At 36.6% G+C, this 18,587-nt stretch carries 15 protein-coding genes; 1 reads left to right on the top strand and 14 read right to left on the bottom strand.

The features are described 5' to 3' along the window. Nucleotides 1–56: 56 nt before the first annotated feature. The 9 genes from fadH to ACIQ1H_RS10170 all read right to left on the bottom strand — a co-directional run bounded on the left by fadH (nucleotide 57) and on the right by ACIQ1H_RS10170 (nucleotide 9,000). Entirely contained in the window at nucleotides 57–824 is a 768-nt protein-coding gene (gene fadH / locus ACIQ1H_RS10210; RefSeq protein ID WP_402888618.1) for a 2,4-dienoyl-CoA reductase, read from the bottom strand. Between the two features lie 396 nt (nucleotides 825–1,220). Next, nucleotides 1,221–1,928 (bottom strand): hypothetical protein, encoded by a 708-nt coding sequence (locus ACIQ1H_RS10205; protein ID WP_402888616.1) that lies wholly within the window; start codon nucleotides 1,926–1,928, stop codon nucleotides 1,221–1,223. Nucleotides 1,929–2,126: 198 nt separating this feature from the next. Continuing rightward, the gene (locus ACIQ1H_RS10200) at nucleotides 2,127–2,534 is read right to left on the bottom strand and encodes a DUF1700 domain-containing protein (protein ID WP_402888614.1); all 408 of its coding nucleotides are present in this window, start codon (nucleotides 2,532–2,534) and stop codon (nucleotides 2,127–2,129) included. Nucleotides 2,535–2,536: 2 nt separating this feature from the next. Beyond that, on the bottom strand, nucleotides 2,537–2,974 hold the full coding sequence (locus tag ACIQ1H_RS10195) for a PadR family transcriptional regulator (RefSeq protein WP_402888612.1): 438 nt from the start codon (nucleotides 2,972–2,974) through the stop codon (nucleotides 2,537–2,539). A 114-nt stretch (nucleotides 2,975–3,088) separates the two neighbouring features. Further along, nucleotides 3,089–4,273 (bottom strand): iron-containing alcohol dehydrogenase, encoded by a 1,185-nt coding sequence (locus tag ACIQ1H_RS10190; protein WP_402888610.1) that lies wholly within the window; start codon nucleotides 4,271–4,273, stop codon nucleotides 3,089–3,091. Nucleotides 4,274–4,290: 17 nt separating this feature from the next. Then, complete coding sequence (locus ACIQ1H_RS10185) at nucleotides 4,291–5,052, bottom strand: 3-hydroxybutyrate dehydrogenase (protein ID WP_402889482.1); 762 nt, start codon at nucleotides 5,050–5,052, stop codon at nucleotides 4,291–4,293. 15 nt (nucleotides 5,053–5,067) lie between these two features. Further along, nucleotides 5,068–6,384 carry a GntP family permease gene (locus ACIQ1H_RS10180; protein ID WP_402888608.1) on the bottom strand — a complete coding sequence of 439 codons (1,317 nt, stop codon included), beginning with the start codon at nucleotides 6,382–6,384 and terminating at the stop codon, nucleotides 5,068–5,070. A gap of 179 nt (nucleotides 6,385–6,563) precedes the next feature. Further along, entirely contained in the window at nucleotides 6,564–8,084 is a 1,521-nt protein-coding gene (locus ACIQ1H_RS10175; RefSeq protein WP_402888607.1) for a CoA-acylating methylmalonate-semialdehyde dehydrogenase, read from the bottom strand. 22 nt (nucleotides 8,085–8,106) lie between these two features. After that, on the bottom strand, nucleotides 8,107–9,000 hold the full coding sequence (locus tag ACIQ1H_RS10170; protein ID WP_402888605.1) for an NAD(P)-dependent oxidoreductase: 894 nt from the start codon (nucleotides 8,998–9,000) through the stop codon (nucleotides 8,107–8,109). Nucleotides 9,001–9,231: 231 nt separating this feature from the next. Between ACIQ1H_RS10170 and ACIQ1H_RS10165 the strand changes: the two genes are divergently transcribed. Continuing rightward, the gene (locus ACIQ1H_RS10165) at nucleotides 9,232–9,849 is read left to right on the top strand and encodes a TetR/AcrR family transcriptional regulator (protein WP_402888604.1); all 618 of its coding nucleotides are present in this window, start codon (nucleotides 9,232–9,234) and stop codon (nucleotides 9,847–9,849) included. A gap of 238 nt (nucleotides 9,850–10,087) precedes the next feature. Here ACIQ1H_RS10165 and ACIQ1H_RS10160 read toward each other — a convergent pair whose 3' ends face one another. From ACIQ1H_RS10160 to ACIQ1H_RS10140, 5 genes are all read right to left on the bottom strand, one after another. Beyond that, the gene (locus ACIQ1H_RS10160; protein ID WP_402888602.1) at nucleotides 10,088–12,097 is read right to left on the bottom strand and encodes a putative bifunctional diguanylate cyclase/phosphodiesterase; all 2,010 of its coding nucleotides are present in this window, start codon (nucleotides 12,095–12,097) and stop codon (nucleotides 10,088–10,090) included. A gap of 54 nt (nucleotides 12,098–12,151) precedes the next feature. Further along, complete coding sequence (locus ACIQ1H_RS10155; protein WP_402888600.1) at nucleotides 12,152–14,308, bottom strand: RNA degradosome polyphosphate kinase; 2,157 nt, start codon at nucleotides 14,306–14,308, stop codon at nucleotides 12,152–12,154. After that, a complete protein-coding gene (locus tag ACIQ1H_RS10150; RefSeq protein WP_173477966.1) occupies nucleotides 14,274–15,851 on the bottom strand; it encodes a Ppx/GppA family phosphatase in 1,578 nt (525 codons plus the stop codon). The genes ACIQ1H_RS10155 and ACIQ1H_RS10150 overlap by 35 nt, the downstream gene beginning before the upstream one ends. 164 nt (nucleotides 15,852–16,015) lie before the next feature. Then, a complete protein-coding gene (locus ACIQ1H_RS10145) occupies nucleotides 16,016–16,918 on the bottom strand; it encodes a chemotaxis protein (protein ID WP_173477967.1) in 903 nt (300 codons plus the stop codon). 69 nt (nucleotides 16,919–16,987) lie between these two features. After that, nucleotides 16,988–18,310, bottom strand: coding sequence for an MFS transporter (locus ACIQ1H_RS10140; RefSeq protein ID WP_402888598.1), 1,323 nt, complete (start codon nucleotides 18,308–18,310; stop codon nucleotides 16,988–16,990). Nucleotides 18,311–18,587 lie beyond the last annotated feature (277 nt).

Raw genomic sequence — 18,587 nt, 5'->3', positions numbered from 1 at the left:
AATCTTCAAGTGTATTAAACTGGAATCAACCGCATTCATAATTTTGCTGAAGCAAGTTAAAAAGGTGATTGATTTAGCCACTGTCCTCCATCCAATGTGACACATTCCCCATTCATATAACGCGCCTTATCCGACATCATGAATGTTGCTAAATCCGCTATTTCCTCTGGTGTACCAATTCGCCCAAGTGGAACGGAGTCAAGAGTCATGGCAGCTGCTTCCTCTGATTCCCATAGTTTCGCTGCCCCACCAGTGCGTTCAATTGGACCAGGCGCAATAGCGTTTACACGAATTCCATAACGTTTTCCCCACTCAACTGCTAATGTTCTTGTCATTGATAATACGCCTGCTTTTGCAGCAGATGAATGGATTACACCTGCGCCTGCATTCCATGCATAGGTTGCCACCATATTAATAATGGAGCCTTTAATTTTATGTTCAATCCAATATTTCCCGATAGCAGAAGAGCAAAAGAATGTACCATTTAAGACAATATCCACAACTGCTTTCCAGCCATTTGGCGTCAAATCCTCTGCCCGAACGATAAAGTTACCTGCAGCATTATTCACTAGTCCATCGACTTGGCCAAATTTTTCAACAGCAAACGCAACCATTGCCTCAGCCTGCTCCGGTATACGAACATCCATCTGGAATGTTTCAATTGTTTTTCCAGCTTCTAATATAAACTCCTTTGCTTTTGCTAATCGTTCTTCATTACGACCAGCAATAACTACATTTGCCCCCTCTGATACGAATTGCTTCGCCATATAAAGCCCCATACCACTTGATCCACCAGTAATAATAATTGTTTTCCCCTGCAACATTCTACTTCCCCCTTTGTTTTTTAAAAAATGAATACTCATTCATTTTATTTTACTATATTTTCTCGTAAATGTCATATTAATTCTACAAAACTCTTTTTTTATAGAAGTGTATTCACTATCTTTTCATACTGTCGATCAAAGGCATCAAGAAGTTTCCTCTTGAAGTCTTTAGTCATCACAATTTATTCTTTTAAAGTTAGGAAACGGAATTTAACTTTCCTCAATTATTTATGTATTTTAAATTAAAAAATACTGTAGACAAACTCAAAGTTTTACTATGTTTGTCTACAGTATAAGTGATTATTTATGTATATTTATAAATTCTATTATTTAACAAAAGAAACTACCACTTTCAAAATAATATGATTTTCAAAGTAATAGTTTCTTTTTAACTATTTATTCAGTGTAAGCCCATGAATCAGTTACTTCTTTAGTATTTGCTGTAAATCCTGTACGCACTACTCCTATACGGGCAATTCCCCATGAACCAACACCTAAGTCATAACTGAAAGTAACTTGTCCAGTAAATTGTGTATCTGTAACACTCTTAGTAGGTGTTCCAATTTTCTTAGTTATTACTTGCGGTAACCATTTACGAATTACAACTCCATCCATGCGATCAGCGCTTATAAATCGAGTTTTTGTGCTATCTACAGTGAATTCACCTGTTAATTCATATTTTATGAGATCTATTCCTAAAGCTCTTAATGATGTTATGACTGTAACTCGTCCTGAATACCCCAATGCCGAAGGCCGTATATTATATTTTTTAAAATTGTCCTTATCATATGATTCTACTTTCTGAGAATAATCCATATTCACTGATTCTACATTCAAGTTTTCAGGTTTACTTAATTCTTCAGCTAACCTATCTGGGTTTCTTAAAATGTCATCAAGAATAAATAATTCTTTTTTTGATAACGCTACGATTTTGTCAAGATTCTCAATAGCTTCTCTACTTCCATCAGCGTTTAATTCTTCAACTATTATCTTTACACCTGGGTAATCATCATAATTTTCACCATTATTAGCTGCGATTGTTTTAGAATCTGTTACGAAAAATATCGTTAGAGCTACAAAAAATGTTAGAAATAATTTTTTCATGATGTTCTCCTTTCAAAGAGTAATTTATGAAGAAAAAACAACACACATATATGGCCATTATATGTATTTATTGTATTAAAAAATATACAGGGAATATTGATATATACACAAGGAGCCTAATATATTGTAAGCAATACTGTAGGGTAATCAAAAACGAAATATTCATCAGCACAAATGTTAAATACTTCTTTTTAATTGTTAATCATTTATTTCTTCATAATCAACAACTCCATTCGTTTCTAACGGTTTATCTGATGAATTTCCCATAAATACAATAATTGCTATAAATATAGAAAAAATGACTATACCTATTAAAGAAGCCATTACAGTTATCCATATTTTCTTGCTGTTCTTTTGTTTAATAGGATGTTTATTTTCAGTAGAGGGTGCACTATACAAGTGTTGAAACTCAGCTTTAATTTCTTTCGCTAATTCATTAGCTGGGAGAAAACTTTTTAATACCTGTTCTACTGATTTACCATCATTTACTGATTGCAATAAATGATCTTTTACTTCCATGATATGATGATCTCTATCTTTTTTCGGTAATGGCTCCAACTCAAATTCCAGTTGTCGTACATATTCATTTATCTTCTGATTATCCACGTCTAATCCATCCCCTTAATTTCTTCAAAATATTTTAATATTGATTCTAACTCCTTCAGTCTATTTTCTACTAATGCCTTTCCTAAATCTGTAATACGGTAATACTTTCTAATTCTTCCTTCGTATTCTTCTGAAAATACATCAACATAATCATTCGCCGTCAAACGTTTTAATATTGGATAAATTGAGCCATCAGAAATAGAAAAACATTTGCTCTCTTTCAATTCTTTAGTCAATTCATAGCCATACATCTTTTTTTTCTGTAGCATCATTAAAATAGCTATTTCAAATAAACCCTTAAGATATTGCGTATTATTATTTTTGTTGTTCATAAGGTAATTATATTTTTCCAATACATATGTGTCAATCATACATATGTATAATTGATACATATCATTTTTTATAAGTGTACGGAACATTGCATTATAATGACCCAGCATGAATGTGACGTCTAATTTTATGAAATATCAACTCCTTTTTATTTTCACCATGAAATTTCAAATGAAATGTGCCTTCCTCTATTGCATAAAGGAAGACACTCTGACTCAAATTGTTTAAAATTCATAATGATAGGCAATTTTGTATAGCTCCATTAACTCGTCGTGCGTTGGCACTTTAGGGTTATTTCCTGGGCTACCACTTGCAATTGCATCGGTTGCCATTTTTGGAATTGCTGCATAAAAAGCTTCCTCCTCGATACCCCATTGGCGTAAATTACCGATCCCCATCTTTTTACATAGTTCTTTTATTGATTCGATAGCTAAAGTTGCTAGTTCTTCTTGTGTACCGTACTGTCCATCTATGTTAAAGAATTGGCCTATGTCCGCTAACCGTTCTACACATGCATCCTTTGTAAATTCTAAGACCGCTGGTAGTAGCATTGCGTTCGAAATTCCATGAGGTACATGGAAAAGTGCACCTATAGGACGTGACATACCATGCACTAACGCTACTGACGCATTGGAAAACGATAGTCCTGCTTGCATGGAGCCTAGAGACATCGCTTCTCGCGCATCGATATCATCACCATGCTCATAAACTTTTAACATATTATGAATAATTAAATCCATTGCTGATAACGCCAGTACATTTGAATAGGGATGTGCTAAACGTGATAAATAGCTTTCAATTGCATGGCTTAATGCATCAATGCCAGTCGCCGCTGTGATGGCTGGTGGAGAAGTTATCGTTAACATTGGGTCAACAATTGCAACTGGTGGCATAAAAGCTGCTTGTTTTATCATCATTTTTACATCATTTGTCGTGTTGGTAATAACGGTAGCATCTGTTGCTTCAGAGCCAGTGCCTGCTGTAGTTGGTACTGCTATATGTGGAATAGGTGCTTGCTCAGCGATTTTCGCCAATTTCATATAATCACCAATATACCCACCGTTTGTTGCTACAACAGCAATTGCTTTCGCTGTATCAATACAACTTCCACCACCGACAGAAATGATGACATCACATTGCTCAGATAACAAAAGTTCAAGACCTTCTGCTACATACGTATCTACTGGCTCAGTCGTTACCCCTAAATAAGAAACCGCTTCCAAATTATTCGCTGTCAATAATGACTTACATTGATTGACAAACCCTAAGCTATCCATTATTGGATCGCTAACGATGAGTGCCTTCGTTCCTAGTTTTTTAGCATATAAACCAACCTCTTCGAAAGCATCTCTTCCATAAATGATCGTCCCTGGAGAATTTACAGTGAAAGTTGTTTTTGTTTGAATCATAACGCATCTCTCCTCCATTATTGCGCAGTATAACCGCCATCTAATACAATCGCCTGACCTGTTAAGCCTTTTGCTACATCACTAGCTAGATAGAGTGCAAGTCCTGTAATTTCTGAAACGTCTAGCAAGCGCTGTTGAGGAACAAGTGGGTATAACACTTGCTCTAGTACTTCTTCTACTTGGATACCTCGCGTCTTTGCTAAATCTGTAAACTGATTACGGACTAATTCCGTATCCACATATCCTGGACATATAGCATTAACAGTAATGCCATCATTGGCCACTTCAAGTGCCGCGACTTTTGTTAATCCTATTAGCCCATGTTTTGCAGCATTGTATCCTGCTTTACCGGCAAAACCAATAACACCGTTTATCGACGCCATATTAATAATGCGACCAAATGTATTTTTCTTCATATGAGGTAATGCATATTTCATTGTGACAAATGGTGCAACAAGCATTACTTTTTGCATTTGTTCAAAGACTTCAGTCGGAAAATCCTCGATATAAGAAACATGTTGGAACCCTGCATTATTTATTAAAATATCAAGAGTGTTAAATTTCTCAATTGTAAAAGCGATTGCATCGCTAACTGCTTGTTCATCTGTAACATCACATGTAAAAGCTGTTAATCGTGGATTTTGTTCTACTGCCTCAGCTAAACGTTGCGCATTCATATCTGAAATAACAACATTTGCCCCTTGCTCAGCAAATGCTTGAGCGATTGACAGACCAATTCCACGTGCAGCGCCAGTAATAAATACTGTTTTGCCATCTATCACTTCGTTTCCCTCCTACATTCCAAGTGAAAATAATAGTATTGCAATAACTGTACCAATAATTGGTATAACGACTGTCAATGCACCGAAAGGCAAATAAGCATCTTGATGTTTCTCATTACAGACAGAATTTATCGTCGTCACAACGTAACCACCATGTGGCAATGAATCAAGGGAGCCAGATGCTATCGCAATTGTTCGGTGTAATGCTTCTGTATCTACGCCCATGTCAATATAGTGTGGAGCAAGTAATGGCATCGCAATCGTTTGCCCACCTGATGCTGACCCTGTTAAGCCCGCAATAACAGCAATTGCAATAGCACCGCCAATCAAAGGATTACCAGGAATATTGGTCATTAAATCTACAGTTGCTACGAATGATGGTGTAGCTTTTACAACGCCTCCAAAGCCGACTACTGCTGCCGTATTTGCAATAGCTACAACAGCACCCATAGCACCAGCTGCAAGTGTCGCACTTACAGACTTTGAATATTTATAACTTACTAAATACGCCATAATACAACCACTCGTTAGCGCAACGATTAAAGCCGATGTGCCAAGTGAGTCATGGAAAATAAACGAAATCACTAACACTACTAATAGAGGCACTAAGCTTAATATAGGGCTAGGAAGCTTCCTCTTTTCGTCAACTACTGGATCCGTTGAGCGCTCAATAAATACTTCCCCATTTTTCACTGCACGCTTAATCATCCAGTTTAGCCATAGCGCCCCTCCACCCCCCATAAAAATCGCGACGACTATACTCACTTCCCAACCTGCATATGGTGAAGTATGTAAATATTCTATGGGAATCCAGTTCTGAATCTCGGGTGAACCTGCAGATGTCATCGTAAAGGTCACAGAACCTAAGCCAAGTGCCGCAGGAATAAAGCGACGCGGGAAATTCGCTTGCTTAAATAAACTTATAGCCATCGGATAAACAGAGAAAGCTACAATAAATACAGAGACACCACCGTACGTTAAAACTGCTGCTGCAGCCACCACCGCAAAAGTCGCATATTTCACGCCAATTTTTTCAACAATCCATTTGGAAACACTATCCGCCGCACCAGTATCTTCCATCACCTTCCCGAAAATTGCACCTGCCATGAACATTAAATACCAAGAACCAACGAAGCCAGTAAAGCCATTCATATAACTCGTTAAATAATTTGCTTGATTGTCATGTGCAGTTTGTGGAAAGAATGCTAGACCATTCGTTACAGCTGCGATTAATGCGGTTAATGGTGCTGAAATAAGTAAATTGACACCTCTCATTGTTAAAAAGACCAAAAGTGCTAAACTTCCAAAAAGTCCAATATACGCTAACATTCACATCCCACCTATCTTTGTATAGAAAGTGCTATGTTACATCTCATATATTCGCATCAGTAAGCTGCAGGCAGTTACTTTCTGCTATCAAGCAGCGGGAGTCGCCGCCTACAGCTCCCTTGATGTTTGTTATAAAAAAATATGAAGTTTACTTAAGGGATACAACTTTTTCTTTAGCATTAATCGTTATTACTTGGGAAAGCAAATGTAGATGCTGAGGAAGCATTACTTGTCATCCAGCGTTCTGATATTGTTTTAGTTTTTGTAAAGAAACGTGCCTGATCCGGTCCAAACATATGCCCCTCACCAAAACGTGAGCCTTTAAATCCAGCAAAGTTATGGTAGCCAACAGGAATTGGAATTGGTACATTCACACCGACCATTCCTACATCAATCTCTGTTGTGAATTTTCGAGCTGCAAGCCCATCATTTGTAAAGATCGTGACACCATTTCCTAGCTCATGCTCGTTAATAAGCTCGATTGCTTCTTCTAATGAATCAACACGTACAACATTTCGAGCTGGTCCAAATACTTCTTGTTCATAAATTTCCATTCCAGGTTTTACATGGTCTAATAATGTTGGTCCTACAAAGAACCCTTTTGATTCGTTAACGATCGCTAGCTCACGACCATCACATACAACAGTTGCCCCTTGTGATTGTCCTTTTTCGATTGCAGCAAGAATTGCTTCTTTTGATTGCTGTGAAATAACTGGACCAAAGTCTGTATCTGCATCTGTGTAAGCGCCTACTTTTAATGCCGTAATTTTTACTTTTAATATCGCTACTAAACGATCTGCCGTTTCTTTACCAACAGGCATAATTGTAGAAATCGCCATACAACGTTGTGATGCAGCCCCATATGCTGCACCGATAAATGCATTTGCAACTTGCTCAAGATCTGCATCGGGCATTACGACCATATTATTTTTACCGCCACCTAAAGCAGTGACACGTTTCCCATATTTTGACCCTGTTTCATATATATATTTAGCAACAGGTGTTGATCCTACAAATGAAATCGCTTGCACAATGGGGTTTTCTAAAAGTTCATTCACTGCATCTTTATCGCCATTGACGACTGTCCAAATACCATCTGGCAATCCAGCCTTTTTCCAAAGCTCACTTACGTATAATGCTGTCATCGGTACTCTCTCTGAGGCTTTTAATACAACGGCGTTCCCTACAGCAATAGCCATACTTGTTTGTGCTAACGGCACCATAATTGGGAAATTAAATGGAGAGATTGCTGCTACAACGCCTAATGGATACTTGGCCGAATAGGCATTAATTTGACCACCGACGTTAACAGAGTACTCACCTTTCACTAGATGAGGAGCACCAATTGCTAAATCCACGGACTCTAGCCCTCGTGTAATTTCACCTCTTGCATCTTCAATCGTTTTACCACTTTCCGTACAAATTATTTGTAATAATTCTTCCATATTATCTGTCACTAAATTACGGAACTTTAGTACAACCTCCGCACGTTTGGATACAGAAGTATCACGCCATTTAGGAAATGCTTCCTGCGCTTTAGCAATTGCCTCACGTGTCTCTTCTACCGTTGCTAGCGGAACTTTCGCGATGACGTCACCTGTTGTAGGATTATAAACCGAACCATACCGACCGCTTTGCCCCTCAATCATTTCTCCACCGATAAAATGCGTTAATGTTTTCACTTCTTGTGCTGTTGTCATAATTGTTTTCCTCCTTTAATGTTTAAGGTTGTTTAATAATGCATTTTTCCTTTAAACTTAAATAAGCTGCAGACATATCGTTCTCACCATAGCCCTCCGCTGCTATATCATTGTAAAGATGGACTAGCTGTTCGCCTATTCGAAGAGGGACACCTGCTTCATCAGCCATATTTTTAGCTAGCCTTAAATCTTTTAGTAATAAATTCGTAGAAAATCCAGGCTCATAATTTTCATTTTTCATGTATTCTAAGTAATTACGTTCGTAAATACGACTTTGACCATAGCTATTACTTAATACTTCGTAAAGTGTATTAGCTGAAATCCCCATTTTTTCTCCGAGGACAATCGTTTCCGCTACAGCCTGCGTATAAAAACCAATCATTAAATTGTTCAGTAACTTAATACGTGTACCGATACTAGGTGATGTACCAAGATGATAGATGTTTTTTCCAACTATTCCGAAAATTTTCTCACCACTTTGATAATCTTTTTCTTCTCCACCAACCATAATTGTTAAAGTTGCATTTATTGCACCAATAACGCCACCACTTACAGGAGCCCCAAGATAACGTAAATCAAATGATTGCGCTTTCTTATGTAGCTCATCATTTAACTCAGGATTTACTGTACTAAAATCAATTAGCAGACTGCCTTGCTGAGCATTTTGTAAAATCCCTTCTTCTGAGGTGAAGACATGTTCAACGACTTGCGGTGTAGGTAAGCTTGTCATTATAACATTACTGTGCTGAACAAGTTCTTTCGTTGTTGATAGACCAATACCACCTTCTGCAATAAATTGCTCCATTGCTTTCGTATTCGTGTCAAAACCGTACACTTCATAACCAGCACGAAGTAGATTAATCGACATTGGTAACCCCATATTGCCTAGGCCTATAAAACCTAACTTCTCTTTCATTTGAGTCCCCCATTTCCTGTGATTTGCGTAGAAAAGCGCTGATACACTAGCAAACTTTACGTTTTTATCGTAACATTAATAGCGAGATACTCTCAATGACCGCAGTCACTGACTTCGGTCACTTAAATCATAAACAAACTTAATAGAGCGCGTCAATTAAATTTTTTATATTTTCTGAATAAATTTGATTTTTATTATTATAGAATATTTTATTTACGGAGGCAGAAGGGCATGAATTCGTTAACTACACGCCAAAAGAAAGCATTAGAAACAAGGGAAAAGTTACTCAAAACATCATTGGAATTATTTAATAAGCATGGATATGAGCATGTGTCTGTTGAACAAATTACGAAAGCATGTAACGTATCAAAGGGGACATTCTATACACATTTCCCATCTAAATATGATGTTATTTTGGAAAAATTCGAGGAGCTTGATAGTTTTTATAGTACAGTTGAAAAAAAAATTGATCAAACATTATCAGCAAGTGACAAAATTCTTGCGCTTTACAAGGAACAAATGTTGTATTTAACGAATGTTGTCGGCAAAGATTTATTACGAACAGTCTATTCTGCCGCAATGACTAATCAAGTTGAGCAAAACCATTATTTAATTAGCCCTCAGCGCAAAATCTTCCAAATAATTAATCGCTATATTGATGAAGGCGTGCAGCAAGGAGAGTTTGTTAACGAACTACAAGCGCAACAAATGCAACAAATTATACAGCGTTGTATGCGCGCAAATGTTTATGATTGGTTAATTCATAATGAGGAATTTGATTTAGTGTCAGAAATGGCAAACTTCACAGCGGTTGTATTAAATGGCATGAAGGCACATCCTACAAAATAGCCAAAATTATAAAAAGAGCACCTCGATATTTTCGAGGTGCTCTTTGTGTTGACAGAAGGCATATAGTTCATGCTCACTATTTTTTAATTAGTTGATTGTAACGGAGGGTGGGCGACTCCTGCGGGAACAGCACAAAACGTAAGACGCGGGCATTCCGCGTGTTAGCGAGGGGTGCGGCTTACGTTGTGCCCGCGGAAAGCGCCCACCCATAGCGGAAATAAACGGCAATGTGATATCTTTACCCTACAAAATATTGTGCAACAATTGTTTCAACAGGCAAAGGTTTATTGTATAAGTAGCCCTGCCCTTTTTGACAACGATGACGTTTTAAAAATGCTACTTGTGACGGCTCCTCAATGCCTTCTGCTATTACTTCAAGCCCTAAATTATGAGACATGGAAATAATTGCTTTAATAATCGCCTCATTTTTATCATCCTTTTCGATATCAGCAATAAACGATTGGTCAATTTTTATAATATCGATTGGATAGCGTTTCAAGTAGCTAAGTGATGAATAACCCGTACCAAAATCATCTACCGAAACATATACCCCTAGCTGCTTCAGTTCCGTTAGGATTGAATAGGTTTCATGAACATTGGTCATTGAGCTTTCTGTAATTTCCACTTCAATTAATTGTGGTGCCACATTATATTTCTTTAGTGTTGCTTTAATCTTCCGAGCGAAGTTTTCTTTTCTAAATTGTTTTGGCGATATATTTATCGCAATTCGGACTGGTCGATAGCCTTTCGCACTCCATTCCTTTTGATAGCGACAAACCTCATTAATAATCCAATCACCAATTTCAACAATTAAGCCTGTCGCCTCGGCAATTGGTATAAATTGCGCTGGGGAAACAAAACCAAATTTACGATTATTCCATCGTAATAATGCCTCAAAGCTATTAATGCTATTATCATTTAAGTTCATCTGTGGCTGTAGATGGATACTTAGCTCATTAAACTCAATAGCACGACGTAAATGAGCCTCCATCAATGCCTCATTTGGAAACACATTTGTCATATCATCACGATAATAGCGGTAATGTGAACGCCCATGCTCCTTAGCCGAAAATAATGCTTGATCGGCTTTTCTCACAAGCGTTTCTATATCCTTGCCATCAGCTGGACTTAACGAGATACCGATTGAAACACTAATAAAATACTCTTGCTCATCAATCATAAAGGGCTGTTTCAATGAGTCTAATATTGAATTCGCTAATTGCTCGATTTTGTCAATCGTTGCATCCTTTAGAATAAAAATAAATTCGTCACTATTATAACGATATAGTGCGCATTTTGTGTAACAAAGTTCACGAAGTCTATGACTAAACATCCGCATTAGCTCATCACCCTTGCTTTCACCAAGGGACTCATTAAATTTTTTAAAGCGATCTATATCTACTAAAATGATTGTTGCTTGCTGATGCTCATTTTGATTATCATTTAAATGCTGTAGCCAATGCTCTTTAAATGCTCTACGATTCCAAATACCTGTTAGTTCATCCTTTAACGCTAAATAATAAAAGGCATCATGATCATTTATAAACGATTTCGGGTCTTTTACAAAAAAATGAACTCCTATTATTTCACCGTTAAAATAAGTTGGATGGATACGTAAATAAAATGGCTCGCTACTTAGTAAATTACGCTTAAATAAACATTTAGGCATGTCCAATGTAGCGCCCTCAATCGATTTAGCAAATAATAATTGTACTTCGTTTACATAGTTGCACTCTAATAATGAAAAAATATCAAGTCCTATTAGACTGTGATGTTCTCTCGACAATACAGACGTAGCAGCGACGTTTTGATGGATAATATGACCTTGTAAATCAGTCGTCAGCACAGGACATATATGTTGTTCAACGAATTGCAAATAAGGCTTCGTATCCTTCTGTTCTTCACGTAAAATAACAGCTATCAGTGATGCCTCCAATTGCTGTACACTTACAGCAAATGTTTTTTTCATTTGCTCTGTCTCTGAATAAAGCTCCATCTTACGCACAATGTTAAATTCTTGTTGCACGATTTTCAATAATTGTTGCCAACATTGCTTGGTAAAGAATTGGTCTGCTTTCGTTGCTTTCACATCCTGCAACACTGTTAATGGGAGTTTATCGTTATAGTGAACTATTTCAAATTCCCCATTATTAGCTTTTTTCAAGCATATAACTGCATCAAACGGATTAAGCATTGCCATCTGTCGATAGTTTGCGAATTGCGCTACATTATCTCTATATTTTTTCATTATATCCCTCTCTAGGTAGCGTGTTTACTCTAAGTCGTCTAGTACGCTTGTTATTTATTCTTCATCTAGCGTAGGCTTTAGAGCATCCTTTAAGAAAATTTCCTGACTATTAATAGGGTCTTCGCTTCGATCAAATTCTTTATAATGATACTTTCCATTGGAATCTTGAATACGAGCCTTTGCTGTATCCTCAAGTTGTTTGTTCATAATATCCATAATACGGGCTTTTGCTTCAATTGAATAGACAGGGAAAAGAATTTCAACTCGTTTTATCATATTTCTTGTCATCATATCTGCTGAAGATAAATACACTTTATTTTCACCATTATGATGGAACCAGTAAATCCGTGAATGTTCCAGGAATCGACCAACGATACTTGTGACGGTGATATTGTCACTAATGTTCGGTATACCTGGCCGTATACAGCATATGCCACGAATAATAAGCTCCACTTTTACACCAGCAATAGAGGCTTCGTAAAGCTTCATCATTAAATCCTTATCCGTTAATGAATTCATTTTAGCGCGAATAAACCCATTTCCGTATTTCTTATGACAGCTAATTTCTTCATCCATTAAGCGAATAAATTCATCACGAATATCGAATGGAGCAACGACTAAATGATTAAAAGTAGGCTTTTCCGTATAGCCACTTAAATAATTAAAGAAGTTTGTTGCATCGATACCAAATTCCTTATCAGACGTTATAATGCCCATATCCGTATAAATTTTGGCTGTGGCATCATTATAATTTCCTGTGCCAAGATGTACAAAACGTTCAATTTTTCCATTTCGACGACTCACTACTAGCGTTATTTTAGAGTGTGTTTTTAAATTATTCATACCGTATATAACAAGACAACCTGCTTGTTCCAGTTGCTTCGCCCAATGTACATTATTTTCTTCATCAAAGCGGGCTTTTAGCTCTACTAAAACGGTCACTTGCTTACCATTTTCAGCCGCGAGTTTTAATGCTTGTATGATTGGGGAATTGCCACTAACGCGATACAATGTTTGCTTTATTGCTAATACATTGGGATTGACAGCGGCCTCTGAAATAAAGTCCACAATTGGTGCAAATGACTCATATGGATGGTGGAAAAAAATGTCCTGTTGTAATGCTTTCTCGAAAATATTTTCATCTGATTGTAAATCTAAAGGTGGCTGCGGGATAAAGCTTTCGTACTCTAAATGTTCTCGTCCTACAGAAATACCTTTCACAAACGAAAACATAAATGTTAAATCCAATGGACCATCAATATGAAAAACATCGTTCTCTTCGATTTCAAATTCTTCTAATAAATAAGCAAGGACTTCTTCATTCATTTCTCCGACGCGTACTTCAAGACGACTGCCGACTCCCCATTTGCGTTTCTTTAATTCTTTTTCAATTTCCACGAGTAAATCGCGGGCGCCTTCTTCATGAATCGTTAAATCCGCATTACGTGTTAAACGGAACGCCTGTGCAGATTTAACACTGTACCCATAAAAAAGCTTTTCAATATGGGCAACAATAACATCCTCAAGAAGCACAATAACCGTTTCGCCCTCAGCACAAGGTACTTTAATATAGCGATCCAATACAGATGGTACTTGCACTATTGCCACTTTTTCACGGCTTTCAAAATCTGTTTCATCTTGTTCCAATAGTACAAGTAAATTTAAAGTTTTTCCAAGCAATGTTGGAAATGGTCGATAAGCGTCTACTGCAACAGGTGTGAGTACAGGGAAAATTGTCTCAGCAAACATTTCATTAATAAATGCTTTTTGCTTACTATTTAAATCCTTCATGTCCGCAATATGTACATTATGCTGTGGCAATAAATCATATATTAAATGTCTGTATACTTCTGTTTGGCGACGTACTAAAGCTTGTGTACGCTCAGCAATTTTCGCTAATTGTTCTTTCGGTGTTAAGCCTGATTTATTTTCAGGTTTATGAAAGCCTGCACGCACTTGGTCCTGTAGTCCTGCTACGCGCACCATAAAAAACTCATCTAAATTGGAGCTAAATATCGCTAAAAACTTCAGACGTTCCAGCAGAGGATTATTGACATCCTCTGCTTCTTCTAAAACACGCTCATTAAATGCCAGCCAGCTTAATTCACGATTATTATAATATTGAGGCTTTGCAATTTCTTCGAGTAAACGGCTATGTGCTTCTGAAAATTCATCTTCATGTAAGCGGTTGTTCGTTACTTCCGTTGTCATCTTGGTTCCACCCTTCTTCAATGAAATTTACTTTAATTGGTGTTTTTAGAGCACGTTCTAAATGTTTTTTATGACGATTGGCTTGATATTTTTCGGCAGCCGCATTTTTTTTAACATAGATGTTTAACTGAACAAAATTGTCCTTAGGTTGCAGTTCAATCGCATGCACGATATTTCTCTTTGATACATTTAACGCATAGACAAATTTTAACAATGAACCGAAATCACGCATTTTACGATATTCTTCACGACTCATCCATTCTATAAAAGGTGCAGCAAATCGTTGAAAATAATCTTTATTTTTATATGATGCTAAAAGTGCAAGTTTTAGTCGCTCTTTATGGTTTAAGCCATCAATAGATTGATTGGCAACTAAATAAAAGGTATGTTGACTCGCAGAGCTTAACTCGATATATTCCCCGATATTAAATATCTTTGCTGCCTTCCTCAACAATTGCCAATCTGACTCGTCAAATTGTAAAAATTTTAAATGACAACATTCACGATATAATTGGTCTGCTAGGTGCATTAAATAATCAACTTCTTCCTCAGAGCGACCATATTGCCTAGCTAACCTCCTAGCGTTTCCCTCAAACACATTATATTTATCAAAAGCATTGGCATCCTTTTGCAAAATACGATGGATAATAAGCCCTTCTCGTAAACCTTTTTTCGTTAGTTGGAACACTTCACTACCAACAATGTCCATAAGTACGCGGAACACCTCTAAGGCAGGTACAATAATATCTGCGCGGTCTGTCGATAATCCATCTAAGTGTTTTAGTTCTTGAAAGCTTAAACTTCCTAAAAACAAACTAAGCTGATCTAAATCACCTTTAGATATTTCGTAACCATGCACACTGGCAATGGGATATTGATGTCGCTGCTGATGAACTTGCGCAATATTTCTGGCACTTCCCCCAATCGCAATAATCGGTAAGCCGACTTGCTGAATCCAAGGAAGTGTTTTAAATTGCTCTTTCACAAATGCAATTAGTTCTTTCTTTTCACTACTATTCATAATGTCACCTTTAACGAAACGTTGCTTTAACGACACCGTTCCAAAAGGAAAGCTGAAAGATTCAATCAGTTCTTTATTTTTAAACAATGTTATTTCCGTACTTCCTCCACCAATATCAATGGTCACAGCAGAAAGTGTGCCAATGGAATGTGCTACAGCAACATAACCGAAATACGCCTCTTCCTCCTCAGACAACAGCTCTATTTGTATACCAGTTCTCTCTTTCATTAACGCTATTATTTGTTGTCGATTCGTTGCTTGACGAATTGCAGCGGTCGCAGCAGCTTTCACATCCACAATTTCAAAATCATCAAGCATTGCTTTAAATGTTAATAATGTTTCTGTTAATACTTGTATACCTTCTTCCGACATGTCACCAGTTGGTTGCAAATATGTACGTAAACGTGCAACCGTTTTAATATTCCCTAGCTCTCTAAGCCCTTCTTCATTATCATACTGATACAGTACTAAACGAATCGTATTCGAGCCAATATCAATAATAGCCGTTTTCAATTCATCCAAATAATCACTTCCTTTATAGAACAATCGGTAGTCTCATTATTTTGTGTTAGTAGCCCCTTCATTTATACAAAAAAAGTCGGAACCTAAAAGGTATCCGACTTTCATTTTTTATTAATATTTCAGGATACCAATTATTATAATTGTGAAGTTCCTTTTCACTAGCTTTATAAAATAAGTTGATCGACGCGTAAAATAAGCTCTGCAATTTCGGGTTTACTAATTTGGTCCTCTGCCCCTACTTGATCACCTTTATGGCGAAGATCATCTGTAATTAAACTAGAGAAAATAATGACCGGTAGCTTTTGTAAATCGGGATGCTCTTTAATTTTGCGTGTAAGATGGTGACCATCCATTTGTGGCATTTCAATATCTGTTACTACTAATTGAATGTGCTCAGTTACATTACTGCCACTTTTCGCCAATGTTTCTAAGTATTCATAAGCATCACGGCCATTTTCAAAGAACTCTACATTCTCGTAACCGGCTTCCTTCATCGTATCGAATAATAACTTACGTAATAATGGTGAATCCTCAGCAATTAAAATGCGTTTTTCAGAGCGTTCACGTTTACCAAGTTTTTTGACTGACTCTACACTTATACCCGAATCAGGATTAATATCAACCATAATTTTCTCGAAATCTAGCAATAAAATCATTTGTTCGTTTTGCTTAATGACACCAATGACTTGTGAAGTCCCCCCCTGATACATATCTGAAGGTTTTTCAATTTGATTCCAAGAAATACGGTGAATTTGTGTTACGTTATCTACATGGAAAACAACTCGTTGTTTATTAAACTCAGCAACAATATATTTTTGTTGTGGATTACGTTCTGCGCTTTGTATCCCTAATACTCGTAGCATATCTACTACTGGTAGTACTTCGCCTCTTAATTGAATAATTCCCTCTACATGCGGGTGCGCGTGTGGAATAAACGTTACTGGAATCGGTTGAATAATCTCTTTTACTTTAATAACATTAATACCGAATTTATTGTTAGCTACTTCAAATTCAACGATTTCTAGCTCATTTGTGCCACTTTCTAATAATATGCCTTTATGTTCCAAAGCAACCCCGCTCCTTTCTATATCAACATCAAATAATAATTCAATTGTATCATAGGCGATACAATTCTCCTATCTGGTATTTCCATTTTTATCATTAACTTTTAGATGAACCAATAGACCAATAACCGTCATTAAAATTAATGTTGATAATGCAACGCGGCTTGCTAATGTACCGTAATCTTTCATCCATAATGTAACCGTTCCATATACAGCTGGTCCGATTATCGATGAGACTTTACCAGAAAAAGCAAATAGGCCGAAAAACTGTCCTCGCTTTTCATCTGGTGATAGCTCAATAATATAGGTTCTTGATGTAACCCACATTGAGCCTAATGAAATACCAAACATACTGCCAGCAATCCAAAACATCCACTGTTCTGTCGCAAAAACAGCAAAGGTTAATGCAATAATCATTAATACGGCTACAATGGTAATAGCTCGCTTAGCGCCAATTGCTTTCGTAATATAACCGAATGCAAGTGAGCCAATAATTGTCGATACAGTGGAAACTAAATATAGGATAATAAATTGACCTGAAGAAAACCCTACAATAGTCGTTGCATAAACAGCCATCATCGCTATTGTTGTCGCAATTGCATCATTTAAAAAGAAATAAGCAATCATAAAAGTAAAAATCGCTTTATGTTGCTTCATATCCTTAAATGTACGAATAATTTCTTTGTATCCTTCAAAAAACTTAGCCGTTTTACGCTGTTCCTTCGGTATCGGCGTATCTTTATTAATAAAGAATAATGGTAATGAAAATAACAAATATAAAATTGCTGTTGGAATAAACGCACGGTGGAAATCACTATTTCCTACATATAAATAAACAAGAAGTCCAAAAATAGTTCCTAAGTAACCAATTGCGACACCATAACCTGATATTAAGGGCATTTCTTCTTTTGTTCCAAGATCCCCCATCATCGAATCATAAAATACGAGACTCGAATTAAAGAAAAATTTCGCAATGACAAAGCTTGCAACGACTAAAAATAAACTGAGCGGTACACCTGAGTAATTTGTTGTTGTCTCTAAATTAGCGAAAACACCCATCATAAAGGTAAATAAAATAGAGATTGATGCGAACCATACAATGAATCGCTTTTTATAGCCTGTTTGATCTATCCATACTCCAAAAAGCGGTGAAAAAACTACTAGAAAAAAGCTTGCTAATGCATTGGCATATGAAATAAATGTACTTGCTACTTGCTGCATGACTTCATTCGTACCTAAAACTTCGTCCATATAAAAAGGGAAAAAAACTGTATTAATATTGGAAGAAAATATCGTATTAGCAAAATCGTAAAATGCCCATGATAGAATTGGCAATGATAAATAGAGTGCTAGCTGACTGCGATGCTGTGTTTCTCCTGCTTGCCTCTGTTTCATTAAATCCCTCCTTTTCCTTTATATAATATTAAATTAATTCCTACTTGTATTAAAAAATACCTTTTGTTTAATAAAAATTAATATTATTTACAATATAACAAACATACCTATTAAAAGACCATAAATTGGTTAATCCTTTACTAAGCCATTTTAAAAGAAAGAAAAAAAGATATTCAAGCCCCTGGGACTGACCCCCATATAAAAGACAATAATCAAAAAAGCATTATCCAACCAGTTGTCGGTATTGAACCGGCGACTGGTTGTTTAGTTTTCTTTG

It is taken from the genome of Lysinibacillus sp. NPDC097279 (assembly GCF_044761745.1).
GTDB lineage: Bacteria > Bacillota > Bacilli > Bacillales_A > Planococcaceae > Lysinibacillus.
Note: the sequence above shows the minus strand (reverse complement) of the source record. Positions and strands in the feature narration are given on the sequence as shown.

What these genes read in the sequence shown, in the direction of transcription:
- fadH (WP_402888618.1), bottom strand. Translation starts at nt 824, where the DNA reads ATGTTGCAGGGGAAAACAATTATTATTACTGGTGGATCAAGTGGTATG.
- ACIQ1H_RS10205 (WP_402888616.1), bottom strand. Translation starts at nt 1,928, where the DNA reads ATGAAAAAATTATTTCTAACATTTTTTGTAGCTCTAACGATATTTTTC.
- ACIQ1H_RS10195 (WP_402888612.1), bottom strand. Translation starts at nt 2,974, where the DNA reads ATGCTGGGTCATTATAATGCAATGTTCCGTACACTTATAAAAAATGAT.
- ACIQ1H_RS10190 (WP_402888610.1), bottom strand. Translation starts at nt 4,273, where the DNA reads ATGATTCAAACAAAAACAACTTTCACTGTAAATTCTCCAGGGACGATC.
- ACIQ1H_RS10180 (WP_402888608.1), bottom strand. Translation starts at nt 6,384, where the DNA reads ATGTTAGCGTATATTGGACTTTTTGGAAGTTTAGCACTTTTGGTCTTT.
- ACIQ1H_RS10175 (WP_402888607.1), bottom strand. Translation starts at nt 8,084, where the DNA reads ATGACAACAGCACAAGAAGTGAAAACATTAACGCATTTTATCGGTGGA.
- ACIQ1H_RS10170 (WP_402888605.1), bottom strand. Translation starts at nt 9,000, where the DNA reads ATGAAAGAGAAGTTAGGTTTTATAGGCCTAGGCAATATGGGGTTACCA.
- ACIQ1H_RS10165 (WP_402888604.1), top strand. Translation starts at nt 9,232, where the DNA reads ATGAATTCGTTAACTACACGCCAAAAGAAAGCATTAGAAACAAGGGAA.
- ACIQ1H_RS10160 (WP_402888602.1), bottom strand. Translation starts at nt 12,097, where the DNA reads ATGAAAAAATATAGAGATAATGTAGCGCAATTCGCAAACTATCGACAG.
- ACIQ1H_RS10155 (WP_402888600.1), bottom strand. Translation starts at nt 14,308, where the DNA reads ATGACAACGGAAGTAACGAACAACCGCTTACATGAAGATGAATTTTCA.
- ACIQ1H_RS10140 (WP_402888598.1), bottom strand. Translation starts at nt 18,310, where the DNA reads ATGAAACAGAGGCAAGCAGGAGAAACACAGCATCGCAGTCAGCTAGCA.